Annotated in this window: 24 protein-coding genes; 16 read left to right on the plus strand and 8 right to left on the minus strand. The window is 69.7% G+C overall.

The window, feature by feature from the left end; all coding sequences use genetic code 11:
- Positions 1–164: 164 nt before the first annotated feature.
- Together G3A50_RS12040 and G3A50_RS12045 are read left to right on the plus strand one after the other, a co-directional pair.
- Positions 165–1,550 carry an aldehyde dehydrogenase family protein gene (locus G3A50_RS12040; protein ID WP_163075502.1) on the plus strand — a complete coding sequence of 462 codons (1,386 nt, stop codon included), beginning with the start codon at positions 165–167 and terminating at the stop codon, positions 1,548–1,550.
- A 329-nt stretch (positions 1,551–1,879) separates the two neighbouring features.
- A complete protein-coding gene (locus G3A50_RS12045) occupies positions 1,880–2,542 on the plus strand; it encodes an exopolysaccharide biosynthesis protein (protein WP_163075503.1) in 663 nt (220 codons plus the stop codon).
- Between the two features lie 26 nt (positions 2,543–2,568).
- Here the strand turns inward: G3A50_RS12045 and G3A50_RS12050 are convergent, their stop codons facing one another.
- Positions 2,569–2,775 (minus strand): hypothetical protein, encoded by a 207-nt coding sequence (locus tag G3A50_RS12050; RefSeq protein ID WP_163075504.1) that lies wholly within the window; start codon positions 2,773–2,775, stop codon positions 2,569–2,571.
- A gap of 234 nt (positions 2,776–3,009) precedes the next feature.
- Here G3A50_RS12050 and G3A50_RS12055 point away from each other — a divergent pair, with 234 nt between their 5' ends.
- Positions 3,010–3,411, plus strand: a complete 402-nt coding sequence (locus G3A50_RS12055) for a DUF983 domain-containing protein (RefSeq protein WP_163075505.1) — start codon at positions 3,010–3,012, stop codon at positions 3,409–3,411.
- 12 nt (positions 3,412–3,423) lie between these two features.
- On the opposite strand, the gene G3A50_RS12060 is transcribed toward G3A50_RS12055, so the two are convergent.
- The gene (locus G3A50_RS12060; protein WP_163075506.1) at positions 3,424–4,827 is read right to left on the minus strand and encodes an aminotransferase-like domain-containing protein; all 1,404 of its coding nucleotides are present in this window, start codon (positions 4,825–4,827) and stop codon (positions 3,424–3,426) included.
- A gap of 143 nt (positions 4,828–4,970) precedes the next feature.
- Between G3A50_RS12060 and G3A50_RS12065 the strand changes: the two genes are divergently transcribed.
- The 5 genes from G3A50_RS12065 (at position 4,971) to G3A50_RS12085 (ending at position 12,451) form a co-directional block, all read left to right on the plus strand.
- A complete protein-coding gene (locus tag G3A50_RS12065) occupies positions 4,971–5,852 on the plus strand; it encodes an ImuA family protein (RefSeq protein WP_163075507.1) in 882 nt (293 codons plus the stop codon).
- A gap of 85 nt (positions 5,853–5,937) precedes the next feature.
- Positions 5,938–7,365, plus strand: a complete 1,428-nt coding sequence (locus G3A50_RS12070) for a Y-family DNA polymerase (protein ID WP_163077586.1) — start codon at positions 5,938–5,940, stop codon at positions 7,363–7,365.
- A 7-nt stretch (positions 7,366–7,372) separates the two neighbouring features.
- On the plus strand, positions 7,373–10,930 hold the full coding sequence (locus G3A50_RS12075) for an error-prone DNA polymerase (RefSeq protein ID WP_163075508.1): 3,558 nt from the start codon (positions 7,373–7,375) through the stop codon (positions 10,928–10,930).
- Positions 10,931–11,082: 152 nt separating this feature from the next.
- Entirely contained in the window at positions 11,083–11,367 is a 285-nt protein-coding gene (locus G3A50_RS12080) for a hypothetical protein (protein WP_163075509.1), read from the plus strand.
- 172 nt (positions 11,368–11,539) lie between these two features.
- The gene (locus G3A50_RS12085; protein ID WP_163077588.1) at positions 11,540–12,451 is read left to right on the plus strand and encodes an agmatinase; all 912 of its coding nucleotides are present in this window, start codon (positions 11,540–11,542) and stop codon (positions 12,449–12,451) included.
- An 11-nt stretch (positions 12,452–12,462) separates the two neighbouring features.
- On the opposite strand, the gene G3A50_RS12090 is transcribed toward G3A50_RS12085, so the two are convergent.
- Both G3A50_RS12090 and G3A50_RS12095 read right to left on the minus strand, forming a co-directional pair.
- Positions 12,463–13,797 carry an NAD(P)H-dependent oxidoreductase gene (locus G3A50_RS12090; protein ID WP_163075510.1) on the minus strand — a complete coding sequence of 445 codons (1,335 nt, stop codon included), beginning with the start codon at positions 13,795–13,797 and terminating at the stop codon, positions 12,463–12,465.
- Between the two features lie 111 nt (positions 13,798–13,908).
- Entirely contained in the window at positions 13,909–14,952 is a 1,044-nt protein-coding gene (locus G3A50_RS12095) for a sugar-binding transcriptional regulator (protein WP_163075511.1), read from the minus strand.
- 189 nt (positions 14,953–15,141) lie between these two features.
- Here G3A50_RS12095 and G3A50_RS12100 point away from each other — a divergent pair, with 189 nt between their 5' ends.
- On the plus strand, positions 15,142–15,588 hold the full coding sequence (locus G3A50_RS12100) for a MarR family winged helix-turn-helix transcriptional regulator (protein WP_163075512.1): 447 nt from the start codon (positions 15,142–15,144) through the stop codon (positions 15,586–15,588).
- Here G3A50_RS12100 and G3A50_RS12105 read toward each other — a convergent pair.
- Positions 15,578–16,543 carry a LysR family transcriptional regulator gene (locus tag G3A50_RS12105; protein ID WP_163075513.1) on the minus strand — a complete coding sequence of 322 codons (966 nt, stop codon included), beginning with the start codon at positions 16,541–16,543 and terminating at the stop codon, positions 15,578–15,580. The two genes, G3A50_RS12100 and G3A50_RS12105, sit on opposite strands and share 11 nt — an antisense overlap.
- 218 nt (positions 16,544–16,761) lie before the next feature.
- Between G3A50_RS12105 and G3A50_RS12110 the strand changes: the two genes are divergently transcribed.
- The 4 genes from G3A50_RS12110 to moaB all read left to right on the plus strand — a co-directional run bounded on the left by G3A50_RS12110 (position 16,762) and on the right by moaB (position 19,966).
- Positions 16,762–17,694, plus strand: coding sequence for a ring-cleaving dioxygenase (locus G3A50_RS12110; RefSeq protein WP_163075514.1), 933 nt, complete (start codon positions 16,762–16,764; stop codon positions 17,692–17,694).
- A 76-nt stretch (positions 17,695–17,770) separates the two neighbouring features.
- Positions 17,771–18,406 carry an alpha/beta hydrolase gene (locus G3A50_RS12115; protein ID WP_163077589.1) on the plus strand — a complete coding sequence of 212 codons (636 nt, stop codon included), beginning with the start codon at positions 17,771–17,773 and terminating at the stop codon, positions 18,404–18,406.
- Positions 18,407–18,499: 93 nt separating this feature from the next.
- Positions 18,500–19,402 carry a KPN_02809 family neutral zinc metallopeptidase gene (ypfJ, locus tag G3A50_RS12120; RefSeq protein WP_163075515.1) on the plus strand — a complete coding sequence of 301 codons (903 nt, stop codon included), beginning with the start codon at positions 18,500–18,502 and terminating at the stop codon, positions 19,400–19,402.
- Between the two features lie 3 nt (positions 19,403–19,405).
- Positions 19,406–19,966 carry a molybdenum cofactor biosynthesis protein B gene (gene moaB / locus G3A50_RS12125; RefSeq protein WP_163075516.1) on the plus strand — a complete coding sequence of 187 codons (561 nt, stop codon included), beginning with the start codon at positions 19,406–19,408 and terminating at the stop codon, positions 19,964–19,966.
- Positions 19,967–19,984: 18 nt separating this feature from the next.
- Here the strand turns inward: moaB and G3A50_RS12130 are convergent, their stop codons facing one another.
- Positions 19,985–20,569: a glycosyltransferase gene (locus tag G3A50_RS12130; protein WP_163075517.1), complete on the minus strand. Its 585-nt coding sequence runs from the start codon at positions 20,567–20,569 to the stop codon at positions 19,985–19,987.
- A gap of 341 nt (positions 20,570–20,910) precedes the next feature.
- Here G3A50_RS12130 and G3A50_RS12135 point away from each other — a divergent pair, with 341 nt between their 5' ends.
- Both G3A50_RS12135 and G3A50_RS12140 read left to right on the plus strand, forming a co-directional pair.
- Entirely contained in the window at positions 20,911–22,020 is a 1,110-nt protein-coding gene (locus G3A50_RS12135; protein ID WP_246252447.1) for a PA0069 family radical SAM protein, read from the plus strand.
- Positions 22,017–22,526: a VOC family protein gene (locus tag G3A50_RS12140; protein ID WP_210255136.1), complete on the plus strand. Its 510-nt coding sequence runs from the start codon at positions 22,017–22,019 to the stop codon at positions 22,524–22,526. The genes G3A50_RS12135 and G3A50_RS12140 overlap by 4 nt, the downstream gene beginning before the upstream one ends.
- Positions 22,527–22,939: 413 nt before the next feature.
- Here G3A50_RS12140 and G3A50_RS12145 read toward each other — a convergent pair whose 3' ends face one another.
- Positions 22,940–23,626, minus strand: a complete 687-nt coding sequence (locus tag G3A50_RS12145) for a DsbA family protein (protein WP_163075518.1) — start codon at positions 23,624–23,626, stop codon at positions 22,940–22,942.
- A 134-nt stretch (positions 23,627–23,760) separates the two neighbouring features.
- On the minus strand, positions 23,761–24,357 hold the full coding sequence (locus tag G3A50_RS12150; RefSeq protein WP_246251639.1) for a DUF721 domain-containing protein: 597 nt from the start codon (positions 24,355–24,357) through the stop codon (positions 23,761–23,763).
- 63 nt (positions 24,358–24,420) lie between these two features.
- Here G3A50_RS12150 and mutY point away from each other — a divergent pair, with 63 nt between their 5' ends.
- Positions 24,421–25,515, plus strand: a complete 1,095-nt coding sequence (gene mutY / locus G3A50_RS12155; RefSeq protein ID WP_163075519.1) for an A/G-specific adenine glycosylase — start codon at positions 24,421–24,423, stop codon at positions 25,513–25,515.
- Positions 25,516–25,517: the final 2 nt, after the last annotated feature.

Here is a 25,517-nt window from a genome sequence, read left to right on the forward strand (position 1 = left end):
CAAAAGGTGCAGGCGAGTATGTCCGATCGATGGCGGAGGCTCGGCTAAGGCCGGACGACGGCTCGGTCCGGGCTCGGCACCGCCGGGCTGCCGGCGCCAATGGACGCCGCGCCTGCGCCCGCGTTATATCGCCATGCCCTGGGGAGTGTTGCCGGAGAACGGCCGTGAATGATGTTGTCTGCATATCGCCGGTCGACGGATCGGAGCTGGTGCGCCGTCCCGCGGCAACGGAGTCGGCGCTGGCCGCCGCCGTCGATGCCGCCCGCACGGCGCAGCGCGCCTGGGCGCAGGTGCCGATCGCCGAGCGGACCGGCCATGTGCTGGCCTTTCTCGACGCAATGCTGGCGATGAACCAGGAGATCGTGCCCGAACTGGCGCTGCAGATGGGCCGGCCGGTGCGCTATGGCGGCGAGTTCGGCGGCTTCGAGGAACGCGTGCGCTACGTCGCCGCGATGGCGGAGACGGCCCTCGCCCCGGTTGTTCCTCATGACGAAAGGCCGGGTTTTCGCCGCTACATCAAACGCGACCCGCTGGGCCTGGTCCTTGTGGTGGCGCCCTGGAACTACCCCTATCTCACGGCCGTGAACACCATCGCCCCGGCGCTGATCGCGGGAAATGCGGTGCTGCTGAAGCACGCGGCGCAGACCCTTCTGGTCGGCGAACGGTTCCAGATGGCGATGGATCGCGCCGGCCTGCCCAAGGGGCTGTTCACCAATCTGGTGCTGACCCACGACCAGACCTCGCGCCTGCTCGGTTCGGGCGCGGTGGATTTCGTGAACTTCACCGGCTCGGTGGAGGGCGGGCGCGCCATCGAGCGGGCGGCGGCGGGCACGTTCACCGGGCTTGGCCTCGAACTTGGCGGCAAGGATCCCGCCTATGTGCGGGCCGACGCCGATCTCGATTTCGCCGTCGAGAACCTGGTGGACGGCGCCTTTTACAATTCCGGCCAGTGCTGCTGCGGCATTGAGCGGATCTACGTGCATGAAAGCCAGTATGAGCGCTTCGTCGACGGCTTCGTTGCCATCACCGCCAAATATGTGCTCGGCAACCCGCTGGATGAGGCAACCACTTTGGGGCCGATGGCGCAGGGCCGCTTCGCCGATCTGATCCGGCGGCAGACCGGGGAAGCGGTGGCGCGCGGGGCGAAGGCCCATCTGGATCCGGCCTCGTTCCCCGCCAACCGCGAAGGGACGCCCTATCTGGCGCCGCAGGTGCTCACCGGTGTCGACCATTCGATGTCGGTGATGCGCGATGAGAGCTTCGGGCCGATCGTCGGCATCATGAAGGTGAAGGACGATGCACAGGCGCTGGCGCTGATGAATGACAGCGCCTACGGCCTCACGGCCTCGATCTGGACCGCCGACATCGACGCCGCCGAGCGGCTCGGCAACCAGATCGAGACCGGCACCGTGTTCATGAACCGCTGTGATTATCTCGACCCCGGCCTTGCCTGGACCGGGGTGAAGGACACCGGGCGTGGCGCCTCGCTCTCGCGGATCGGTTTCGAGATGCTGACGCGGCCGAAGTCCTTCCACCTGCGGCAGCTTTGAGGTGGGCGGCCGGGGCAAGCGGGTTGACGCCCGGCGCGCAAGGCATCACACCAGTGTCAAAGGGTGGAGAACGCGTATGACCATGCACGATTGGACCGTGAAGCATTCCATTGCCGCGGTTGTCATTCTGCTTGTTGCCGTCGGTGCCTTCCTGTTCAGCTGGACCTGAACCGGGCGGCGCATGACGCGCCCGCGCATGGGTGGGGTGCCGTGTGTTCCCGCGTCCGTGCGTCTCACGCCGCGCTTCTGGCTAATGTCACATTCAGTGCCTATCTGACGTGGCGGCGGTGCCGGCGGGTGCTCGCCCGAGTGCAGGAGTGCCGTTTTCCGTGCCGACCCATCTGCCGTCCGAGGCCGACACCGCCAGTATCCCGCCCGGGGAGGACTTCGAGGTCCTTCGCCTGTCCGTTGTGCTCAATCGCATCGCGAATGATTCCACGCGCGAGCGTGTGGCCGTGGGCGACCTGCTGGCGGTGATGCGGGAGCGCGCCTTCGGGCCGCTGATACTCATCTTCGCCTTGCCGAACGTGCTGCCGACGCCGCCGGGGACCTCGGCCGTGCTCGGGGCGCCGCTGGTGTTCCTCACCGCCCAGCTGGCGCTGGGGCGTCAACCCTGGCTGCCGGCCTTCATCGCCAACCGCTCGATCGCGCGCAAGGACTTCGCGGCCCTGATCGGGCGTGCCACGCCGTGGCTGGCCAAGGCCGAGGGGCTGCTGCGGCCGCGCCTTCGCGCGCTGGCTCTGCCGCCCGCGGAATATGTGATCGGGGTGATGTGCTTCATCCTGGCGGCCGTGCTGGTGCTGCCGATACCGCTCGGCAACATGTTCCCCGCGCTCGCCCTGTGCGTGCTGGCGCTCGGCGTGCTGGAGCGCGACGGGATATGGATCCTCATCGGCACGCTGATCGGCCTCGCCTCGCTCGTCGTTGTCTCCGGCGTCATCTGGGGCTTCGTCCAGGCCGGTCTTTATCTGCTCAGGAGCATTCTAGGCTGACGGGCTGGGGCGTCGCTCCCGCGCGCTCAGCCCACCGCCAGCGCGTTTTCCAGCGCACGCGACAGCATGTCGAGGCACTGTTCGGCCTGTGCCTGCCCGCTCTCGTCGCCGCGCAGGCGCATGGCGATGTCGCGCAGGTCGCGGATCGCGACATCCACGGCGGTGTACAGGTCGATGTCGAGGGAAGGATCGGGTTCGGCGGGCCGGACCGGGAACTGGATAACGTTACTCATGAAGCTACTCATGCGGAACTGAGGGGCGACGAATCGGCGGGCAACTGCCCTTGCCTCACCATGCGCGGGATTGGTTAACGTCCCCCTCCGGTACCGTAAGCGGGCGCGGCTTCGCCATGCATTGCTGCGTACTATCCATACAATTGGCGGATCTCGTTGACATTGTAGGTGCCGACGCCCAGATGCGTGGGGTCGAACAGGCGCTGGCGCCGTCGACCTGAACGGGAGGTTGCGATGCATGATCGCGAGTGGCCGAAGCTGTCGCCTTTCGAGTGCGGCGTGAAGGGATGCTGTCCGCGCTGCGGGCAGGGGCGCCTGTTCAACGGGTTCCTGACGCTGGCGCCGCGCTGCGAGGTGTGCGGGCTGGACTATTCCTTCGCCGACCCCGCGGACGGCCCGGCCTTCTTCGTCATCTGCTTCGGCTGCGTACCCTCGGTGCTGTTCGGGCTCTGGCTCGAAGTCGCGTTCCAGGTGCCTTACTGGGTGCACCTGTTCACGACCCTGCCGGTGATGCTCGCCACCTGCATCCCGCCACTGCGCCCGCTCAAGGGATGGCTGGTCGCCAGCCAGTACTATTACAAGGCCGAGGAGGGGCGTCTGGTCGAGGCGCCCGCCGGGCCCGGTCCCCGCGCGTAAGGCGCTTTCTGCCTACGCCTCACTCCCGGCTCCTGACGCTTCCCCCTCGATCAGCCCTGCCAGCGATTCGAGCGCCTCGGCGAGGCGCGCCCGGTCGGCCACGGCGCCGAGGGCGATGCGCACCGCCTGCCGCGCGGTTCCATCGACACTGAACGCCTCGGCCGGCATGACGCCGAGCCCGCGCCGCCGCGCCGCCTCGATCAGCCGGGCGCTGTCCCAGTGCGCGGGCAGGTGCTGCCAGACATGCAGCCCATCGGGATGCGCGCGTGCCCCCGCCGGCAGCAGCGCCTGCGCCAGGCCCTGGCGCGCGCGGGCCTCGCGGCGGATGGCGCCGAGCAGATGCGTTGCCGTGCCGGTGGTGATCCAGCGCGTCACCAGCGCGGTCATCAGCGGCGCCGGCATCAGGGTGAGTGCGCGCAGGGCGCCGGCAAGCCGCTCCGGATCTTCCCGCGCGGGAATGACGACAAAGGCCGTGCGCAGGCCCGGCGCCAGGCATTTGGCCAGGGTGGCGAGGTGATAGGCCAGATCCGGCAGCAGGCTGGCGAGAGCCGGGGCGGGCTGGTCGATGAGGCGGCTGTAGGGATCATCCTCGATCACGGTGAGGTGGTAGGCGCTGGCCACCGCCGCGATCTCGTGGCGCCGTGCCGGCGGCATGGTGAGGGTGGTCGGGTTGGCGATGGTGGGCTGGACATAGAGCGCGCGGGGCCTGAGCTGGTGACAGGCGCGCGCGAGCGCTTCCGGCTCCATGCCGTGGGCATCGCCGGGGATGGCCTCGACGGTGAGGCCGAGGCGGGCGCAGGCGGCGAGAAAGCCGGGATAGGTCTCGGGATCGGCGAGAATGACGTCGCCGGGTTTGGCCAGCACCGAGAGCAGGGCGGCGAGCGCGGGCTGGGTGCCGGGGGAGATGACCACCCGCCGGGGATCGAGCGGGCCGAAGCCGGGCTCCAGCCACTGTGTCGCGGCGAGCCGGTCCGGGGCGGAGCCGGGGCCGATGTGATAGGCCATCAGCACATCGGCATTGGTGCGGGCGAGCAGCGAGGTGAGCCCGCGCTCGATCAGCGCCCCGAGCGACAGGCCGCGCGGGGGCGGGGGCATCAGCATCGACAGGTCCAGCGCCGGTGTGGTCGCGCCCGGACCGCCGGGAATGAACGAGCCGCGCCCGGTCACGGCATCGATGAGGCCGCGATGGCGGGCTTCGCTGTAGGCGCGCGTCACCGTGGTGAGATCGACCTGCAACTGTTCGGCGAGGGCGCGCTGGGTCGGCAGGCGGTCGCCCGGACGCAGCACGCCGCGCGCCACGGCATCTTCCAGCGCGGCAAGAATCTGGGTGTAGAGCGGCCCCGCCGCGCGGTCGAGCGGGCCGATCCAGCCCGGGGTGGCAAGCGGCTCGAAAACGGCGGGTTCACTGTCCTGCATGGCGTCGGCTCCCGCACCAGCCTTGCCGTGCCTGCGCGCCGCGCGCAACTGCGGCGTCGTCATTGGCTGTGAAGGACGCTTGACTCGCGCGGCGGAACGAGTCGTTTTAAGGGAACATAACATGAACATATGTGAGCGCGACCATGGGCCCTGCCCGAGATGTTTCCGCGCTGAGGCAGCTGCTCGCCGGTCTTGAGGCGGAGCGCCTGTCCGGCGAGACGTCCAGCTTCCGCCTTGGCGCCAACGGGCCGGGCCCCCTCGCGCTCGGGCGTGGGGCGCTGCACGAGATTCAGGCCGTGCAGGGGGCGGACATGGCGGCGGCGGCCGGTTTCACGCTGGCGCTGGCGTTGCGGGCCAGCGCGGGTGCCGAGGCGGCGGGGGACTCTTTTCCGCGCGGCGCTGCATCGGCCGTCGCCCCGCCACGACCGGTGCTGTGGGTGCGCCAGGACATGGTCGAGGCCGAGCTTGGCCGGCTCGACGCCGACGGCCTCGCCGCGCTCGGGCTCGACCCCGCGCGGCTCATCCTGGTGCGGGCTTCGGACGCGGCCACGGCGTTGCGCGCGGGCGAGGACGCCCTGCGCTGCGCGGCGCTCGGGGCCGTGCTGATCGAGACCTGGGGCACGCCGAAAGCGCTCGACCTGACCGCCACGCGCCGCCTTTCGCTGCGCGCCGATGCCTCAAGGGTCACCGGCTTCCTGCTGCGCGGGGCGGGGCAGCCGATTCCCACCGCCGTGGCGACACGCTGGCGGGTGGCGCCGGCCGCCTCCTCCCCGCAGGGCGAGGGCCATGCCCCCGGCGCGCCGGCCTTCGCCGCCACGCTTCTGCGCCATCGCGGCGGGGAAGGCGGGCGCCCGGTCGAGGGCGGTACCTGGAACCTGGAGTGGGACCGTGAGACATGTTCCTTCCGCGACCTCGCCGCGCTACCTCGCGCTGTGGTTCCCGTTCCTTCCGGCCGACCGGCTGGAGCGGACCCGGCGCGCGCGGGGCGGGAAGACGGCCTCGCGCGGCTGCGCCGTGCAGGCTGATGGGGCGCGCTTTGATGGTGCTCCCGCGCCTTTTCCCCCCGCGCCTTCTCCCTTCGCACCGTTGCCGCTGGTGTTCGTCGAGACCGTGAAGAACGCCCGGCGCCTTGCCGCGGTGGACCGGCAGGCGCGCGCGTGCGGGCTCGTGCCCGGCCTGACGCTGGCCGATGCGCGTGCGCGCCTGCCCGACCTTGCCGTGGTCGAGCATGACCCGCTGGCCGACGCCGCCTTCCTGGAGCGGGTGGCCGACGATTGCGACCGCTGGACGCCGCTCGTCGCGCTGGACGGGACGGACGGGCTCACGCTCGACATTACCGGCTGCGCGCATCTGTTCGGGGGTGAGGCGATGATGCGCACACGCCTTATCGCCCATCTTGAGCGCCATGAGCTGGGCGCCGTCGGCGTGATCGCCGGCACGGCGGAGGCCGGGCAGGCGCTGGCGCGCGCGGGCCGGGGCGGGGCGGGTAAGGGCGGCGTGGTGCCGCCGGGGCAGGAAGCGCGGGCGGTGGCCGGGCTGCCTGTCGCCCTGCTCGGCATTGGCGAGGACATCGCGCGCGGGCTTTCCCGTGCTGGGCTGAAGACCATCGGCGACCTCGCCGCCCGGCCCGGTACGCCGCTGGCTGCCCGCTTCGGCGAGGACCTGCTGGTGCGCCTTCGCCGCACGCTCGGCCAGGAGGATGGGCGCCTCGTGCCGCGCCGGCCGCTGCCGGCCTGCATCACCGAGCGGCGCTTTGCCGAACCGATCGCCCGGGTGGAGGATATCGAGGGCGCATTGTCGCTGCTGATCGCGGATCTCGCGCTGATGCTGGAGGCACGCGGGGCGGGCGGGCGGGCCTTCGAGGCCTCGTTCTTCCGTGCCGATGGCGCGGTGCGGCGGCTGAAAGTGGAGACCGCCCGCCCCTCGCGCGATGTCGCGGCGCTGATGCGGCTCTACCGCGAGCGGCTCGAGACGCTGGCGGACCCGATCGACCCCGGTTTCGGCTTCGACCTGGTGCGGCTCGGCGTGCTGCGGGCCGAGCCGCTCACCCCCGCGCAGGTGAGCCTCGACGGACGCGCGATCGAGGAAGAGGAGGTCGCCGCGCTGACCGACCGCCTCGCCGTGCGGCTGGGGCGCGAGCGGGTGCTGCGTTTCCTGATACGCGACACCCACGACACGGACCGGGCGAGCGCGCTGGTGCCGGCGGGCGAGCGGGTGCCGGCGGTGGCGCTGCCCGAGGACAGGCTGCCGCGTCCGCTGACCCTGTTCGACCCGCCCCAGCCGATCGAGGCGCTGGCGGAGGTGCCCGACGGGCCGCCGCTGCGCTTCCGCTGGCGGCGCGTGGTGCACGAGGTCGCCCGCGCCGAGGGGCCCGAGCGCATCGCTCCCGAATGGTGGCGGCGCGAGGAGGGCACACCGACGCGCGACTATTTCCGGGTGGAGAACCGCGAGGGACGGCGCTTCTGGCTGTTCCGCGCCGGGCTCTATGAGCGCGAGCCGGGCGCGCCGCGCTGGTTTCTCCACGGCCTGTTCCCGTGAGGCGGCGATGAGCTTCTTTGCCGAGATGGTGGTGGCCTCGAACTTCTCCTTCCTGCGCGGGGCCTCCAGCGCACAGGCGCTGGTGACGCAGGCGCTCGCCCTCGGCCATGCCGGTATCGGCATCGCCGACCGCAACACCGTGGCGGGCGTGGTGCGCGCGCATGCGGCGCTGGAGAGGGCGCGGGAAATTCATGCCGAGGCGCACGCCGAATGTCTGGCCGAGTGCCGGGTCGCGACAGGGCAGACGCCCGACCCCCTCGCCGCACGCCCTGCGCTGATAGAGGACGATCCGCTGGCGCAGGTCGCCCGCGCCCGGGGACGGGAAGCCGCCGCGCGCGGCGACGGGCCGGCGCTGGATTTCAGGCTTGCCGTGGGGGCGCGTCTCGTCTTCGCCGACGGCACGCCCGACATCATCGCCCACGCGCAGGACCGCGACGGCTGGGGGCGACTTACCCGCCTACTCACGGCCGGCAATCTGCGCGCCGGGATCAAGGGCGAATGCCATCTTCGTATCGAGGACCTGCTGGCGGATGCGCGCGGGCTGCTGCTCATTCTGATGCCGTCCCGCCACCTGCCGGCGGGGGCGGGAAGGAAGCCGGAGGGCAAGGTCTCGGCAGGCGAGGGGTTATTGGCGGCGACGCTGGAAGAGCTCGGCGCGGCGGCGCCGGGCGCGCTCTGGCTCGGGGCGGCGATGACGCGCCGGGGCGACGACCGCGCCCGCCTCGCGCGGCTGAAGGTCCTCTCCCGGCGCGCGGGCGTGCCGCTGATCGCCACCAATGACGTGCTCTACCATCACCCCGACCAGCGCGACTTGCAGGATGTGCTCAGCTGCATCCGTGAGGGCACCACGCTTGAGGCGGCGGGGCGGCGGCTGGAGGCCAATGCCGAGCGCCACCTGAAGCCGCCGGCGGAGATGGCCCGGCTGTTCCACGACGCGCCGGAGGCGGTGGAGCAGGCGCGCGACTTCCTCGCCCGCATCGACTTTTCGCTGGGCGAGCTGAAATACGAATACCCCGAGGAGCCGGTGCCGCCCGGCCATACCCCGCAGGGCTGGCTGGAGACGATGACCTGGCGCCGCGCGGCCATCCGCTACCCGGACGGCGTGCCGGCCAAGGTGGAACGCCAGCTCCATGCCGAGCTGAAGCTGATCGCCGAGCTGGGCTACGCGCCCTATTTCCTCACCATCCGCGACATTGTCGACTTCGCCGAGCGCAACGCCATTCTGTGCCAGGGGCGCGGCTCGGCGGCCAATTCCGCCGTGTGCTACGTGCTCGGCATCACCAGCGTCGATCCGGCGACGAGCGAGCTGCTGTTTGCCCGCTTCATTTCCAAGGAGCGCCGGGAGCCGCCCGACATCGACGTCGATTTCGAGCATGAGCGGCGCGAAGAGGTGATCCAGTACATTTACGAGCGCTATGGCCGCCACCGCGCCGGCATCGCCGCCACCGTGATCTCCTACCGTCCGCGCAGCGCGATCCGCGATGTGGGCAAGGTGCTGGGCCTCACCGAGGACGTCACGGCGCGGCTCGCCGGCACGGTGTGGGGAAGCTGGGGCGACGCGATCCAGGACCGCCAGGCCATGGAGGCGGGGCTCGATCCAGGCAATCGGGTGATCGCGCGGGCCATTGGCCTCGCCAGCCGGCTGCTGGGATTTCCGCGCCATCTCTCCCAGCATGTGGGCGGCTTCGTGCTGACGCGCGGGCGCCTCGACGAGATGGTGCCGATTGGCCTCGCGGCGATGGAGAATCGCACCTTCATCGAATGGGACAAGGACGACATCGACACGCTCGGCCTGCTCAAGGTCGACGTGCTGGCGCTGGGCATGCTGACCTGCATCCGCAAGGCGTTCGACCTGATCGCGGCGCATGAGGGCGAGGCCTACACGCTCGCCGAGGTGCCGGAAGAGCAGAGCGATGTCTATGACATGCTGTGCCGTGGCGATTCGATCGGGGTGTTCCAGGTGGAGAGCCGGGCCCAGATCAACATGCTGCCGCGGATGAAGCCGCGCTGCCTCTACGATCTGGTGATCCAGGTCGCCATTGTCCGGCCTGGCCCGATTCAGGGCAACATGGTGCATCCCTATCTGCGCCGCCGCGACCGGCTGGAGAAGGAGAGCTATCCCGCCCCCGCGCCCCCGCACGACCCGAACGAGCTGCGCGAGGTGCTGTCGCGCACCATGGGAGTCCCGCTGTTCCAGGAGCAGGCGATGAAGCTCGCCATGGTCGCGGCCGAATTCTCCGAGGTCGAGGCCAACAAGCTGCGCCGGGCTATGGCAACCTTTCGCCATGTCGGCACCATCGGCCAGTTCCAGCATCTGCTGGTCGAGCGCATGAGCGCGCGCGGCTACGATCCGGCCTTCGCGGCGCGCTGCTTCGAGCAGATCAAGGGTTTCGGCGAATACGGCTTTCCCGAAAGCCATGCCGCCTCCTTCGCCCGGCTGGTCTACATCTCGGCCTTCATCAAATGCCGGCACCCGGCGGCCTTCGCCTGCGCGCTGCTCAATGCCCAGCCCATGGGCTTCTACGCCCCCGCGCAGATCGTGCGCGACGCGCGCGAGCATGGGGTGGAGGTGCGCGCGGCGGATGTGAACCACAGCCTGTACGACAACACGCTGGAGCGCCGGCCCGATGGCGGCCTGGCGCTACGGCTTGGTTTCCGGCAGATCGACGGCATGAGCCGGGAGGCGGCGGAGCGGCTGGCGCGGACGCGCGGGGCGGGCTTTGCCGATGTCGAGACGCTGGCCCGGCACACCCGGCTGCCGGTCGCGGTGCTGACGCGGCTCGCCGAGGCGGACGCCTTCCGCTCCATCGGGCTCGACCGCCGCGCGGCGGCCTGGGCGGTGCGCCGCCTGCCAGACGACGCGCCGCTGCCGCTCTTCGCCGCGGCAGATGCGCGCGAGCTTGGCGCCGATGCCGATGCGCACCTGCCGCTGATGGCGCTGCCCGAGCAGATCGCGGTCGACTATCAGACGACGCGGCTCTCGCTCAAAGGCCACCCGATGGGAATGCTGCGCGCGCGCTTCACGGCGGAGCGCGTGCTGTCGAGCGCGCAGCTGGGAGCCGCGCGGGACGGGGCGTTCGTGCGGGTGGCGGGAATCGTGCTGGTGCGCCAGCGGCCGGGCAAGGGTAACGCCATCTTCATGACGCTGGAGGACGAGACCGGCATCGTCAACGTGCTGCTCTGGGCCCGCCAGTTCGAGCGTTTCCGGGCGCAGGTGATGGGCGCGCGGCTCGCCGTGGTGGAAGGGCGGGTGCAGAAGAGCAAGGAGGGCGTCATCCATGTGATGGGCGAGCGGGTGCACGACCGCTCGGGTGAGCTGGCCCGCCTGTTCGAGGAGGACACGCTCGACAGGATGCCCGACAGGGCCGCCGAAGCGGAGGGGCGTGCGGGCGGGGACTATCTGCCGCCCCCGCAGGTCGACCCGGGCCGGGACGAGCGCGAGACGCGCAGGATCAAGGCGCCATCACAGGAAGCCCCGCGCGAGGCGCTTCCGGGGCGGGGGACGCCACGGCACGGACATCCGCGACAGGTGCGCGTGCTGCCGAAGTCGCGCGACTTCCATTGAGCAGGTGCACATTCAGGGGAGGCATTGCGTGTGGAGCACCCGGCCGGGCGGGGCGGCTTCTTGGGGCAGCGGGTCTGTCGCGCGCGCCCTGATCGATGCTAGACCGGCACCAGGCGGCGCGGGGCGCGCCGCACCGCGTGAAGGAGAACAGCATGGCCGGGCGCTTCGACGACTGGGACAAGGACGACAAGGGGCACCTGAAGGTGTGGCCGATGCTGGCCTTCACCACGGCCCTGTTCGGCACCGAGAAGGTGGGGCTGCGGGTCGAGATCGGCACGGAGCAGCCCAAGCCCGGCGAGCCGGTGCCCGCGCTCCAGCTCGTGCTCGACCCGGCCCAGGTGCGCCAGCTCGCCGATGCGCTGGCCGAGGCGGAAGCGCGCCTTGTCGACGCCCGGTTCACCGAGCGGGCCGGCGGAGCCAAGCCGGGGAATGCGTGAGCGCAACAGCCGGCGGTCTTCGCGCGTGACTGGACGGCACCACGGCACAGTACCCGGGTCCCGTGCGGCACATGCACCCCGATGAATCCGCCGTGCGTCTGAGGACGGAACGATGCCCGCCGCACCCCATCCCGCCGCATCCCTGACTAGCGCATTCCTGACCGGCACATCTCTGCCCGCCATGCCCCGTTTCCTCGGCCTTCCCGAGTGCCTCGCCGGGGACCGTAGGCCCCGCGTGGTGCTTCTGGGGGCCGGCCACGGCAGCACCTATCCGGGCCGGGACAGCGGCGGTCATGCTTTGGCGCCCGCGGCCATCCGCGCGGCGAGCCAGGAAGACGCCGGGCTGATCGGGCACTGGGATTTCGATCTCGGCGGCCCGCTTTTCGAGGGCGGGCCGATCAGCGGCGTTGATGCCGGCGATATCCCGACCACCCTGCACGACAATGCCGGCAACCGGGCGCGGATCGAGGCGGCGACGCGCGCGGTGCTGGCGCTGCCGGCGGTGCCGGTTCTGCTCGGGGGCGACGATTCCGTGCCCATTCCCTTTCTCGCCGGATTCGCCGATCAGGGGCCGGTCTGGGTGCTGCAGATCGATGCCCATATTGACTGGCGCGACGAGGTGCAGGGGGAGCGCTACGGCTATTCGAGCCCGATGCGGCGGGCGAGCGAGATGGCTCATGTCGCCGGCATCGTGCAGGTCGGCCTGCGCAGCGTCGGCAGCGCGCGCGCCATCGAGATCGACGCGGCGCGGCACTATGGTGCCCGCTTCGTGACCGCCCGCGACATTCACGCCGAGGGTGTCGATGCCGCCCTGCGGCATCTTCCCGAAGGCGCGCGGGTCGTCATCACCCTCGACTGCGACGGTCTCGACCCCGCCCTCATGCCCGGCGTCGCGGCGCGCACGCCCGGCGGCCTCAGCTACACCCAGGCGATCGATCTGATCGCCGGTGCCGGCCGTCGGTGCCGGATCGCCGGTTTCGACCTCGTCGAGCTGTACCCTCCCGCCGACCGGGACGGACTGTCGGCCCTGACCGCCGCGCGCCTTGTCGTCAACGCGATCGGCGCCATCGTTCGGCAGCGGTAGCGCGGGGCCTCTCAGGCGGCCAGATACTGCGCGTCGGCCTGGTCGAGGCGGCGGCGGATCTGGGTGACGACCAACTGGTCATCGGGGGCGCAGTTCTCGTAGGTCAGGCGCTCGCCCGCCTTGACCGGGCGCAGCACGCGCGCCTTCTCGGCAAGGCCGAGGGGCAGGGCGAAGCCGTCGCGGGCCTCCCGCCAGCCCATGCAGAAGCCGCGATAATCATACTCGCCGATCCGGCCGAGCACGTCGCCGGGCTTGAGGTCGCGCTTGGCGACCGCGGTGCATTCGGCCACGGGGTGATCGAGCACCTCCATGTCCGGCCGCCCGTGCATCACCGCGCGCATCGCCGACAGCGGCACTTCCAGGCTGGTGAGGTGATAGGGCCGGATCAGCGCGAAGCACGGGCCGGGACCGACCTTGAGATCGGCCATGCGCTCGATGACGCGGGGGTGGCGCGGCTTGACGATGCAGAACACGCCCGGCGCCACGCCCTTGCCGATGGTGTAGTCGACCACGCCGGCGCGGGAGAGGATGCCGCCATCCTCGCGGGTGCACAGCACCTGCGCCAGTTCCTCGCGCGAGGCCGCCGGGCCGTGCAGGCCCGCCACGTCCGGCACCAGACCGGTGGCATTGGCCAGCGCCGTCATCTCCACCATGGTCTTGGAGCCGTCGACGAACTCCACCAGCATGCGCGGGTTCATGTTGCGGGAGATGGCCTCGGCCTCGAACTCGTCGGGCGTGGCGTCGATCTTCAGCGGGTTGTTCTTGCCCTTGCCCGCGGCGACGATGTCGAAGCCGAGCGACTGGGCGAAGCTGATGAGCTCAATGGTGGCGGCCGGCTCGTCGCCCGCCGCGCCGGTCAGCACCACGCCGGCGTTACGGGCCTCGTGCTTGAGGAAGCGGCCGATGGTGATGTCGGCCTCGACGTTCAGCATGACCACGTGCTTGCCGTTGGCCATCGCCTCCAGCGCCACCAGCGTGCCGATATTGGGATTGCCGGTGGCGTCGATGACGACGTCGATGTGCCCGCTCGCGCACATGGCGTGGTAGTCGTCCGTGACCACGAACTGCCGGGCCTCGATGGCGCGGTCGATCGCGCTCGCGGTGCTGGCGCTGACGATGTTGCCGCGCGCGTGCCCCGCCATAAGCGCGGCATCGATGGCGGCCTGGGCGTCGATTTCAGAGACGGCGCCGATTCGCACCCCCGGCATCAGCGCCACCTGGACGATGAGATCGGTCCCCATCTGCCCGGCACCGGCAAGGCCGATGGTGACCGGGCCATGGGTCGCGGTCCAGTGGTCAAGCTCGGCGGCGATGCCCGACCGCATGATCCCGTCTGCCCCGAGCATCACTCACACCCTTCTCTGACCTTCGGCATTCCGTCCGCAAGCGGAAGCCTCACGCCCTTCGGTACTCGACATTGAGGCCGAGGAAAATAGCGCGATGCGGCAATTCTGGGATCAATAATCGGCGCCGACCGCATCAAGGACGGCGGCGGCGGTCACTTCGTCGGTGATGAAGACGGTGGGACGCAGCATGTGGAGCCCGGCGATGACCGCCTCCGTCTTGCCCGGCCCGCCGGAGGTGAGGATGCGCTCGGGCGTTGCCTGCAACGTCTCGATCGGGATCGACATGACCCGCTTGTTGACCGGGTGATCGACCGGCCGGCCCTCGATGTCGATGAAATTGTAGATGACGTCGCCCACCGCGCCGGCGGCGATGAGCGAGGCCCAGTCGGCCTGCGAGAAGAAGCCGAAGCGCAGCGAGGTGCTGTCGCTCTCCATCTCGCCGACGCTGAGCACGACGGCGTCCATTTCGCGGGCGAGCGAGTACACCGTGCCGAGCCCGCAGCGCTCGATCAGCGCGCGCTTGGTTTCCACGCTGTCGACGATGGCCGGGGCGGCGATGAGATGGCAGTCGGCCTGGAACAGGCGCGAGAGCTGCCAGGCGAATTCCGAGGGGTTGTACTGCTTGGCCTTGGTGATGCCGCCCAGAAGCGAGATCACCGAGAGGTTGGCGACCGACTTCTCGTCGATGAAGCCGAGCGCCCGCATCAGGGTGCGACCCCAGCCGAAGCCGATCTTCATGTCCGGGCGGATGAAATCGGAGATGAACTGGCCGGTGACGGCGCCGATGGCGCTGGTCGGGTCGGCCAGGGGGCCCGAGAGCGGGGCGACGACCGCCTCGCGCAGGCCGAACGCCTTCTGCAGGCCCATTTCCAGCCGGGGCAGCTCGGCGATCTCGCGCGAGAGCGAGATCTTGACTTCATTGAGCTGGCGGGCGTCGGCGAGCAGCCGCACCACGGTGACGCGGCCAATGTCCAGCGCCTCGGCGATGGCGCTCTGGGTCATGCCCTCGACATAGTACATCCACGCCGCGCGCAGCCGCAGCCGGGCCGACCGCCGCCCTGTGACGCTGAGTTCGCCATGAAGGGGGCCGGCCACGGGATCGGCGGATGCCGGCGTGACGAGAGCATCTGGCTTGGGCGTGGCTCCCCCCGACATCGGCTCTCATTCCCCAAAAAGATGCATGCGCGATGCTATAGAGGAGCCGGCGTGCTTGTTCAAATCGCCCGCGAGGCTCCACGGCCCGCTGTCTTACGCAAAAACCCGCTTGTTGTCGTATCGTGCGCGAGGCACTTTGCCAGAACTTAAAGACGGCAGGTCGCCGTCGGTCGCGCCGACAAGGTCATCATGTCCACCGACGATACGCTCACGCTCGACGATTTCCTGTGCTTCGCGGTCTATTCGGCCAACCACGCCTTCAATCGCGTGTACCGGCCGATGCTGGACCGGATCGGCCTCACCTACCCGCAATATGTGGTGATGGTGACGCTGTGGGGCGAGGACGGGATGACGGTCGGGCAGGTCGGCGAGAAGGTGCTGCTGGAGACCAACACGCTGACCCCGCTGCTGAAGCGGCTGGAGGCGGCCGGGCTGGTGCGGCGGGTGCGCGATACCGGTGATGAGCGACAGGTGCGTATCTTCCTGACCGATCAGGGCCAGGAGCTGCGCCGGGCGGCGCTGGAGATTCCCGGCGAGATCGGCAGCTGCCTGGAGCGCGACATGTCCGAGATCACGGCGCTGGCCAGCCAGCTCATCGCCGTGCGCGATACCCTGCTCGCCCGCCTCAAGCCGTGACGTCGGTGGCAGGACCGTCAACGGGCGGGACGCGCGACTGATGCCCGGCCCCGCCCTCCATGAAGCGGCGGTGGCGGGCGATTTCGGTGGCAAGAAAATCGAGAAAGGCGCGCACGCGCGGCGAGTGGCGCAGGTCCGGGTGGGTGAGAAGCCACAGATCGGCGGCATAGTCTTCATCGGGCGGGCCGATACGCACCAGCGTCGGGCGTGCATCGCCGATGAGGCAGGGTATGTGCCCGATCCCGATGCCCGCCTCCACCGCCTCGGCGAGGCCGAGCACGCTGTTGATCTTGTAGGCCACGCGCTCGGGCGCGACGTGCTCCTGGACGAACTTGACCGCCTTGAGCGCCCCCAGACTGTCCCCCAGCGAGACCCAGTTGGCGGTGTCGAGCTGCTCCTGTGTCACCGCGTTCGGCTCGGGATAGTCCTGCGACCGCCCGTACAGCGCCCAGGCGATGCGGGCCACGCGGCGGCCGACGAGGTTCTCCGGCGGATGATCGGTGGCGCGGATGGCGACGTCCGCGTCGCGTTTCGACAGGTTCAGCGCCTGGTTGGAGAGCACGATGTCGAGCCGCACCTCCGGATAGCGTTGACGGAAGCTGGCCAGGATCGGCACCAGAAAGTCGATGAGCAGGGAATCGGGCACCGTCACCCGCAATTCGCCCGAGGGAGCGGGCTCGCGGCCGGCCAGCTTGCGGCCCACCGCCGTGATCTCCTCGTCGAGCCGGTTGGCGAGCGCGACCATCTCCTCGCCCGCCGGGGTGAGCGCGTAGCCGGTGCGGTGGCGCTCGAACAGGACCGAGCCGAGGTTCTCCTCGATCTGCTTGAGGCGGCGGAACACGGTGGAATGATTGACGCCGATCTGCGCGGCGGCGGCGGGCAGGCCCTTGGCATCGGCCACCGCCTTGATCAGGCGGAAGTCGTCCCAGGCGAGGTTCTTGAACGGCTCGGCCACGATGCTTCTCCTGGATGGCGGGCAACTATCGGCAATAACTGATGAATTTCGATCGTCTCCGGCCGCGGACCATAGCAGCAGGAATGACATTGCGTCAATGCAATTGATCGGGTCTGGCATTGCGTCGATGCCGGGTTATCTTCTCCTCACAACGAGCGCGGACGTCGCGCTCATCGATCAGGGCGAGCACCGGACGGGGCTCGCAGGAGGGTTTGACCATGAACCGCAATGGCATCCATCATGTGACCGCGATCGCTGGCAATGCGCGCCGCAACGTCGAGTTCTACACCCGCACGCTGGGCCTGCGCCTTGTCAAGAAGACCGTCAACTTCGACGATCCCGGCACCTATCACTTCTACTATGGCGACGAGGCCGGCGCGCCCGGCACCATCCTCACCTTCTTTCCCTGGGACCATGTCGCGCCGGGCCGGCTGGGCATCGGCGAGACGCAGGAGACTGCGTTCCGGGTGCCGGAAGGCTCGATCGGGTACTGGACCCAGCGCTTCATCGAGAAGGGCGTGGCCTACCAGCCGATCGTGCGCCGCTTCGGCGAGACCGTGCTCTCCTTCACCGACCCCCACGGCATGCGCCTCGCGCTTGTCGGCGTGGCCGGCATCGCCAATGAGCCGGCGTGGATCGGCACGGATGTGCCGGCCGAGCATGCCATTCGCGGCTTTCACAGCGTGAACCTGCTGCTGGCCGAAGCCGCGCCCACCGGCGCCATCCTCACCGACGTGTTCGGGTTCACCGAGATCGGCCGCGAGGGATCGCTGGTGCGCTTCAAGGCGGAGGGCACGGATATCGGCGGCATCGTCGACATCCACGAGGCCGGCGGCTTCCTGCCGGCGCGCATGGGTGGCGGTTCGGTGCACCACATCGCCTTCCGCGCCGCGGATGACGCCGCCGAGTTCGCGATGGTGAAGAAGCTGAACGAGAACCACGGCATCCACACCACGGAACAGAAGGACCGGAACTACTTCCGCTCCATCTACTTCCGCGAGCCCGGCCATGTGCTGTTCGAAATCGCGACCGATACCCCCGGCTTCGCGGCGGACGAGCCGCTGGCCAAGCTCGGCGAAGCGCTGAAGCTGCCGGACTTCCTGGAAAGCAGCCGCAGCCGCATCGAAGCCGTGCTCCCGGAAATCGCGTGACCCGAACAGCGTGACCCGACCCCCGGCGCCGTCCACTACGGGCGGCGCCACCCCCCCTTCATACGAGGAGGCCATGATGAGCAACCCTGCTCCGCTTTCCTTCGTGCATCGCTATGAGCCGGCCGCCCAGGCCGGGGCTCCCCCGCTGCTCATGCTCCACGGCACTGGCGGCGACGAGAACGATCTTCTCGGGCTTGGCCGCATGATCTCGTCCGGTTCGGCGCTGATCTCCCCGCGCGGCAAGGTGTTGGAGGGCGGCATGCCGCGCTTCTTCCGCCGCCTCAGCGAGGGCGTGTTCGACGAGGACGACGTGCGGGCGCGGGCCGCTGAACTGGCGGCCTTCGTCACCGAGGCGCGCGAGGCCTATGGTCTCGCGGCTCCGGTCGCGGTCGGCTTCTCCAACGGTGCCAACATCGCCGCCGCGACGCTGCTGTTGCAGCCGGGCGTGCTGGCCGGCGCAGTTCTCCTGCGGGCCATGGTGCCGCTGGCCGATCCCCCGCCTGCCGAACTCGGGGGCGTGCCGGTGCTGCTGCTCTCCGGGGCGATGGATCCCATTGTGCCGGTGTCCAATGCCGAGCGCCTCGCCGGGCAACTGCGCGCGGCGGGAGCGAGCCTCGACCATCAGGTGCTGCCGGCCGGCCACGGCCTGTCGCAGGCGGATGTGAACCTCGCCCGGCAGTGGATCGCAGGACCCGCCCGCGCGGCGGCCTGAACCTTTGTCGGGAACCCACAGCCCCCGGCCGCATTGCCGCCACGGCGCGACTGCATCAGTATCGCGCCGTGATGGCGGGCAGTGGAGGCTGACATGCGGTGGGACGATTTCCGGCGGAGCGACAACGTCGAAGACCGCCGCGGCAGCGGCGGCTTCGGCGGCTCCGGTGGCCGTATTCCGGGAGGGCGTGGCGGCCTCGGCATTGGCGGCCTGATCGTGATCGGCCTGATCGCCTGGGCCACCGGCATCAACCCGGCGGTGCTGATCGGCGGCGCCGAGATCCTGATGGGCGGCAAGGACAGCGGCTACAGCCAGCAGCAACAGCCGGCCCCGGCAGGGAAGCAGGCCGCGCCCAATGACCAGATCGGCCAGTTCGCCGCCGTGGTGCTGGCCCAGACCGAGGATGTGTGGACCGACATCTTCAAGGCGCAGGGCGCCACCTACCAGGACCCCGGCATGGTGCTGTTCTCCGGCGCCACGCGCTCGGCCTGCGGCACCGCGCAGTCGGCCATGGGGCCGTTCTATTGCCCGCTGGACGAGAAGGTCTATCTCGACACCTCGTTCTTCCAGGAGATGAAGCAGCGCTTCAAGGCGCCGGGCGACTTCGCCGCCGCCTATGTCATCGCCCATGAGGTCGGGCACCATGTCGAGAACCAGATCGGCCTGCTCGCCAAGGTGCAGGCCGAGCAGCGCCGCGTGTCGCGCTCGGAAGCCAACGCGCTCTCCGTGCGCGTTGAACTGATGGCCGACTGTCTCGCCGGGGTGTGGGCGCACCATGCCGACGCGCAGTGGCAGATTCTGGAGAAGGGCGATGTCGAGGAAGCGCTGAACGCGGCCTCGGCGATCGGCGACGACACGCTGCAGAAGCAGTCGCAGGGCTATGTGGTGCGCGACAGCTTCACCCACGGCTCGTCCGCGCAGCGGGTGAAGTGGTTCCGCACCGGCCTCGACAGCGGTTCCATGAACAAGTGCAACACCTTCCAGGGCAGCATCTGAACCATGACCGCCACCCACGCCGACAAACCCTTCGTGCCGCTGTCGATCGCCGTGCTCACGATTTCCGACACGCGCCGTCTTGAGGACGACCGCTCCGGCAACACGCTGGCGGAACGAATCGAGGGCGCCGGCCATCGCCTTGCAGCGCGCGCCCTCGTGCCCGACGATATCGAGACCATCCGTGCCAGGGTCGCCGGCTGGATCGCGGATGCGGGGATCGATGTGGTGATCACCACCGGTGGCACCGGATTCACCGGACGCGACGTCACGCCCGAGGCCGTCGAGCCGCTGTTCGAGAAGCGGATGGAAGGCTTTTCAACCGTGTTCCATATGGTGTCGTTCCAGAAGATCGGCACCTCCACCCTGCAAAGCCGGGCGACGGCGGGGGTCGCCAACTCCACCTATGTGTTCTGCCTGCCGGGCTCGCCGGGGGCCTGCCGTGACGGCTGGGACGAGATCCTCGTCCACCAGCTCGATATCCGCCACCGGCCGTGCAATTTCGTCGAGATCCTGCCGCGGCTGGATGAGCACCTCAAGCGCGGCAAGCTGCGCGCGCCGGCCTGAGCGGCGGGTCGGAAAGCCTCAGCGGGCCGGCAGCAGCATCTGCGAGCGAAGCAGCACCAGACGGGCGCGGCCCACCCGCGCGATCAGGCGGCGCTGGGCCTGCGCGCCGGGCTCGTGACCGCCCAGCGCCTCATAGAAGCGGCGATGAATCAGCAGCCCCTGTTCCGGTCGGGGACGGCCGGTAAGCGCGTGGCGGGCGACGGCGATCGCCTCCTTCAGGCGCGGGGCCACGCCGAAACCATCCAGCGCAAGGCGGAAAGTGGCCGCGCGCCGGTCGACGGTGCCGGTGCGCTCGGCCTGGTCGGTGAAGCCGCGGACCTCGCGCGCCCAGCCTTCCTGCAGAATTCCGTCCGGCTCCAGGAACAGGATCCACGGCGCCCGCGCCGCGCCCGCGCCCTGCCGCCGTCGCGCGCCGGAGCCGTCCGGTCCATGCAGATATTCACAGCCGGCGGCATCGGCGATCTCGGCGATCTCGGGCGAATCGCCGGTGTCGACCAGCAGCACCTCGCGCACCACGCCAGCCGCCGCCCCTGGCACCAGAGAGGCGAGAGTGGGGATCAGCAGGCGGTGGGATCCGCTGGTGGGAATGACGACCGAAATCACGCTTGGCTGCAGCTTCCTGGGAGACGGAAAGAGGGCGGACGGCTTGACGGCGAGAACAGCCCGCGCGGCGAACACAAGGCGTTGCCCTGCCTATAACAAGCGCCCGCGCCCGTGAAGCGGCAGCTGTCATATTTCGCCCAATGTTCTTGATATGTTCCGTTCGTCGCGCTAAGAATCCGGGCATGGAACGCCGCACCGAACCCCGCATCCCGCGAAAGACGCCCCCGATCGCCGCCGCGATGGCGCCGCCGAAGCATCTCGGCCGGCTTGCCGAAGAGCGCCGCGTCCGACGCGCGAAGGAGGAGGACATCGCCGCTCGCGACGTCTCCACGCTTTCGGAGATGGATGGCCCGCCCGAGGAGGCGGCGCCGGGGATCGATGGGGAGCGCCGGCGCGGGCGCGGAGCGCTTTCCAACGCGGCGGGGCGCTTCGAGCCGCGCGCGCGTGAAGCCTTCGACGACGGATGGCAGAGCCTGGACGATCTGCCCGCGTTCCGCACCAGCGTGACGGTGGAGCGGGCGCGCACCATCATCAACCGCAACGAATCGCCCGATGTCGGCTTCGACCGTTCGATCAATCCGTATCGGGGGTGCGAGCATGGATGCGTCTACTGCTTCGCGCGGCCGACGCATGCCTATCACGGCCTGTCGGCGGGGCTCGACTTCGAGACCCAGCTGTTCGCCAAGGCCGACGCGCCCGAGCTTCTCGCCAAGGAACTGGCGAGGCCCGGCTACGAGCCGCGCACCATCGCGCTCGGCATCAATACCGATGCCTATCAGCCGATCGAGCGCGAATGGCGGCTGACGCGGCGGATTCTGGAAGTGCTGAGCGACTTCGGGCACCCGGTCGGCATCGTCACCAAATCCGCCCTGGTGCTGCGCGATCTCGACATTCTCGCGCCCATGGCCGAGCGTGGGCTGGTGAAGGTGGCGCTGTCGGTGACCTCGCTCGACCACAAGCTGGCGCGCCTGATGGAGCCGCGCGCCGCGACGCCGATGCGGCGCATCGAGACCATCCGCCAGCTCAGCGCGGCCGGCGTGCCGACCGCCGTGCTGGTGGCGCCGGTGGTTCCGGCCGTGACCGACGCGGAGATGGAGCGCATCCTCGACGCGGCGGCAGCGGCGGGCGCATCCGAAGCCGGCTATGTGATGCTGCGTGTGCCGCTGGAGATCCGCGACCTGTTCAAGGAATGGCTGCTCGCCCACTTTCCGGACCGCTACCGCCATGTGCTCACCTTGCTCAAGGAGCTGCATGGCGGCAAGGAATACGATTCCACCTTCGGCAAACGCATGACCGGGAGTGGCCCCTATGCCTGGACGCTGGCGCGGCGCTTCGAGATTGCGGTGGAGCGGCTGGGCCTGAACCGCCGCCACACCCGGTTGACGACGCGGGCCTTCACCCGGCCGCCGCGCACGGGCCAGCAATTGTCGCTTTTCGGAGAGGACGCATGAACATCGCGGTTGAGTGGGAAACCGGCGGCGAGCCCGCGGCGGAACCGGGGAGTCCCAGGGCCCGGCGGCGGGACATTCCGGCGCTGCATATGTCACTGGTGACACTGGGCGTCTCTGACCTGCCGCGTGCCACGGCGTTTTACGAGGCGCTGGGGCTTGAGCGGAAGATGCGGGCAGCCGAGGGCGTCGCCTTCTTCATGGCCGGCCCCGTGGCGCTGTCACTCTACCCACGGCACGAACTGGCGGCTGATGCGGGGGTGATTGATGGGCGTCGCGGCCAGTTTGGCGGGATGGCGCTGGCCTGCAACCGGGTGAGCCGGGCCGAGGTCGACGCGACGCTCATTCGCGCCGTGGCGGCGGGCGGGCGGGCGCTGCGCCCGGCGCAGGCAACCTTCTGGGGCGGGTATTCAGGCTATGTGGCCGACCCCGATGGCTATCCGTGGGAGATCGCCCACAATCCCGGCTTCGCGATCGACGGCGAAGGACGGCTGACACTGCCGGCGTGAGGGGAGGGGGCTGAGATCACCGGCGGGTTGGTCCGGTGGACAGTCACTACCTGTAGGCGCACGGCTTGGTCGGCCACCATATGGGCACGCACCGCTCGGCGCGCACCCTCTTCAAGTACCCGGCGGGCCGGTTTCACGGATCGGCGCGCCGTGGCCCGGCTTGTTACGGAGCGGCCGGGAGCGAAGCTGGTCAACCCGGTAATCGACATGCACTGGCGGGCGGCGCGTTGGCTTGCGTCCGCCCGCATGCGGTTTCGATACGTAGGGGCGCGCGTCGCGTCCCATGACGTTCTCACCCGGCAATGTTCGCCCGCGACGCCGTTCATACCCAGCGCCGTTCACACTCAGCGCCGTGCACACTTGGCATCGTTCACATCCGGCGCCTTTCGCGTGCGGCGCCGGAGGCGGCCGGCTCAGTTCGCGTTGAGCAGGGGGGCCAATTCCTTGTCGAGTTCTTCGGGGGTCATCGCGCCGGAGATCTTCTTGCCGTTGATGAAGAAGGTCGGGGTGGAATCGATGCCGAATTCTTTCGCGCCGCGCTGGGCGACCTGGTCCACCTCACCGGCGAGCTTCTGGTCGTTCAGGCAGGTGTTGAACTGCTCCTCGCTCATGCCGCCCTGCTTGGCGATGGCGAGAAGGGCCTGCGCCGGGTTGTTGTTGAAGGCCCAGTTCTTCTGGGTCTCGAACAGGGTGTCGACCATCGGGTAGTACTTGCCGTCGCCGGCGCAGCGCGCCAGCATGAAGGCGGCCTTGGCGACGATGTCGAGCGGGAATTCCCGGAGGATGAACTTCACCTTCCCGGTGTCGATGTATTTCTCTTTAAGCACCGGATAGGTGGTTTCATGGAAATGCGCGCAGTGTCCGCAGGTCATCGAAGCGTATTCAACGATGGTCACCGGGGCGTCAGCCTTGCCGAGCACCTGGTCGGGCAGGGCGCCGGGCGCCATAAGCTCCACCATGTCCACCGTCTGCGCCTCGGCGCGGCCGATGAACCCGATCTGCCCCAGGCCGAAGCTCTGCGGGCTGGCGATCGTGAAGAGGGCGGCCGCGGTAAGGGCGGTGGTGCCAAGCCCTTCGAGGAAGCGACGGCGATCGATCATGAACGGTCTCCAAAAGGAAGCGCGGTGCCGATCCACCGGCCCCGGTGCTGTTAGCGCCTACAGGCAGCGCGTAAACATGGCAACGGTGGGGCATGGCCGGAGCTTGTCACCGCTGCGTGAAGTTGAGGGGCGGTTCACCACCGCGAGGGCCTGCGTGGTGGCGGTGTCTGGCGGGGACGGTGCTCGCGCGCGACCAGTGCGCCCAGGCGCGAGAGCGCGTCGGCGAGGGCAGGGTCCTCGAAGGTGCCGAGCCGGCGCGCCACCGCCTCGCGTTCGGCGGCATCGGGTTCGCTCGGGGGTGGCGCGGGCGCCCGCATCTTGGCGATGGGCCCCTGGCGCAGCGCCAGCCGGCCGATGCAGCGCCAGCCGAAATAGCGGTTCACACGCTCCACCACGACGGGGGCGAGGTGCTGAAGCTCGATGGCGTAGCCGCCCTCGACCCGCACATGGAGCACTCCCGGCTCCGCGCTTTCCGGCCGGCTGGGCCACGCCAGCTTGATCGGCAGCGCACGCGCGGCCATGTCTTCGCCGATGATCTCCGCCCAGCGGGTGACGATCTCCACCGAGGCGAGGCCGCGCTGGCGGCAGCTTTCGGCGATCGTGTTGTCGATGAAGTCCGCGAGGGGCTTGGGTGCGTAGGAGCGGGGAACGTAGGTGCGGGGCGAACGGGGCGGCATGAGGTCTGTCCAGCAGCCGACGCCGGTGAGCGCGCCGCGAAAGATGATGTCCACGGAATGCCTTGCGGGAATGGCGCGGGATCGCCACCCTGCCGGGCTTCCAGAACCGAGGATCGCATGGTCGCCGCCGCCAATCCAGCCCGCCATCCGACCCACGCCGTCCCGGTGCCGGCAGCCGCCTCGCACGACCCGCAGGCCCTGCTCGACTGGTATGACCGGCATCGCCGCCGGCTCCCCTGGCGGGCGGAGCCGGGTCAAACGGCGGACCCCTACCATGTGTTCCTCTCCGAGATCATGCTGCAGCAGACCACGGTGGTGACGGTCGCGCCCTATTACGCGGACTTCCTCGCCCGCTGGCCGGACGTGGCAGCGCTGGCGCGCGCGCGGCTTGAGGAGGTGCTCTCGCGGTGGGCGGGGCTCGGCTATTATGCCCGCGCCCGGAACCTGCACGCCTGCGCCCGCGCGGTGGTGGAACGCCATGACGGGCGTTTCCCGGCGGAGGAAGCGGCCCTGCGCGCGCTGCCGGGCATCGGCCCCTATACGGCGGCGGCGATCGCCTCCATCGCGTTTGATCGCCGGGCCGCGCCGGTCGATGGCAATTGGGAACGGGTGGTCGCCCGCCTGTTCGCCGTCGAAGAGGCGCTTCCGAAGGCCAGGGCAAAGCTCAGGGCGCTGGCCCTGACATTGCTGCCCGACGCACGCTTCGGGGACTTTGCGCAGGCGATGATGGACCTCGGCGCCACCCTGTGCACGCCGCGCAAGCCCGCCTGCGCGCTGTGCCCGTGGCGTGAGAGCTGTGCCGCCCGCGCGGACGGCGCGCCGGAGCGCTATCCGGTGAAGACCGCCAAGGCGGCGCGGCCGACGCGGCGCGGCATCGCCTTCCTCGCCCTGCGTGCCGATGGCGCCGTGCTGGTGCGCTCACGCCCCGAGAAGGGGCTGCTGGGGGGTATGAGCGAAGTGCCTTCCACGCCCTGGGAGGTTGATGGACCGGGCCATGTGGCGGCGCACGCCCCGCTTCAGGCGGACTGGAAGGCGCTCAACGCCACCGTCACCCATGCGTTCAGCCATTTTGCCCTGGAGCTTGGAATCTGGCGGGCGCGTTTGCCCGCGAAAATGGCGGCGCCAGCTGGCCATCGCTGGGTCCGGCCGGCACAATTCGAGGCCGAGGCGTTCCCGAGCGTGATGGTCAAGGTATTGGAGTATATCGATTAATT

Source organism: Ancylobacter pratisalsi (assembly GCF_010669125.1).
Classification (GTDB): domain Bacteria; phylum Pseudomonadota; class Alphaproteobacteria; order Rhizobiales; family Xanthobacteraceae; genus Ancylobacter; species Ancylobacter pratisalsi.

Bases quoted from the DNA above. Each gene is read 5' to 3' on its own strand.
- G3A50_RS12050 (WP_163075504.1), bottom strand. From the start codon at position 2,775: ATGAGTAACGTTATCCAGTTCCCGGTCCGGCCCGCCGAACCCGATCCT.
- G3A50_RS12055 (WP_163075505.1), top strand. From the start codon at position 3,010: ATGCATGATCGCGAGTGGCCGAAGCTGTCGCCTTTCGAGTGCGGCGTG.
- G3A50_RS12060 (WP_163075506.1), bottom strand. From the start codon at position 4,827: ATGCAGGACAGTGAACCCGCCGTTTTCGAGCCGCTTGCCACCCCGGGC.
- G3A50_RS12065 (WP_163075507.1), top strand. From the start codon at position 4,971: ATGGGCCCTGCCCGAGATGTTTCCGCGCTGAGGCAGCTGCTCGCCGGT.
- G3A50_RS12075 (WP_163075508.1), top strand. From the start codon at position 7,373: ATGAGCTTCTTTGCCGAGATGGTGGTGGCCTCGAACTTCTCCTTCCTG.
- G3A50_RS12080 (WP_163075509.1), top strand. From the start codon at position 11,083: ATGGCCGGGCGCTTCGACGACTGGGACAAGGACGACAAGGGGCACCTG.
- G3A50_RS12090 (WP_163075510.1), bottom strand. From the start codon at position 13,797: ATGCTCGGGGCAGACGGGATCATGCGGTCGGGCATCGCCGCCGAGCTT.
- G3A50_RS12095 (WP_163075511.1), bottom strand. From the start codon at position 14,952: ATGTCGGGGGGAGCCACGCCCAAGCCAGATGCTCTCGTCACGCCGGCA.
- G3A50_RS12100 (WP_163075512.1), top strand. From the start codon at position 15,142: ATGTCCACCGACGATACGCTCACGCTCGACGATTTCCTGTGCTTCGCG.
- G3A50_RS12110 (WP_163075514.1), top strand. From the start codon at position 16,762: ATGAACCGCAATGGCATCCATCATGTGACCGCGATCGCTGGCAATGCG.
- G3A50_RS12115 (WP_163077589.1), top strand. From the start codon at position 17,771: ATGAGCAACCCTGCTCCGCTTTCCTTCGTGCATCGCTATGAGCCGGCC.
- ypfJ (WP_163075515.1), top strand. From the start codon at position 18,500: ATGCGGTGGGACGATTTCCGGCGGAGCGACAACGTCGAAGACCGCCGC.
- moaB (WP_163075516.1), top strand. From the start codon at position 19,406: ATGACCGCCACCCACGCCGACAAACCCTTCGTGCCGCTGTCGATCGCC.
- G3A50_RS12135 (WP_246252447.1), top strand. From the start codon at position 20,911: ATGGATGGCCCGCCCGAGGAGGCGGCGCCGGGGATCGATGGGGAGCGC.
- G3A50_RS12140 (WP_210255136.1), top strand. From the start codon at position 22,017: ATGAACATCGCGGTTGAGTGGGAAACCGGCGGCGAGCCCGCGGCGGAA.
- G3A50_RS12145 (WP_163075518.1), bottom strand. From the start codon at position 23,626: ATGATCGATCGCCGTCGCTTCCTCGAAGGGCTTGGCACCACCGCCCTT.
- mutY (WP_163075519.1), top strand. From the start codon at position 24,421: ATGGTCGCCGCCGCCAATCCAGCCCGCCATCCGACCCACGCCGTCCCG.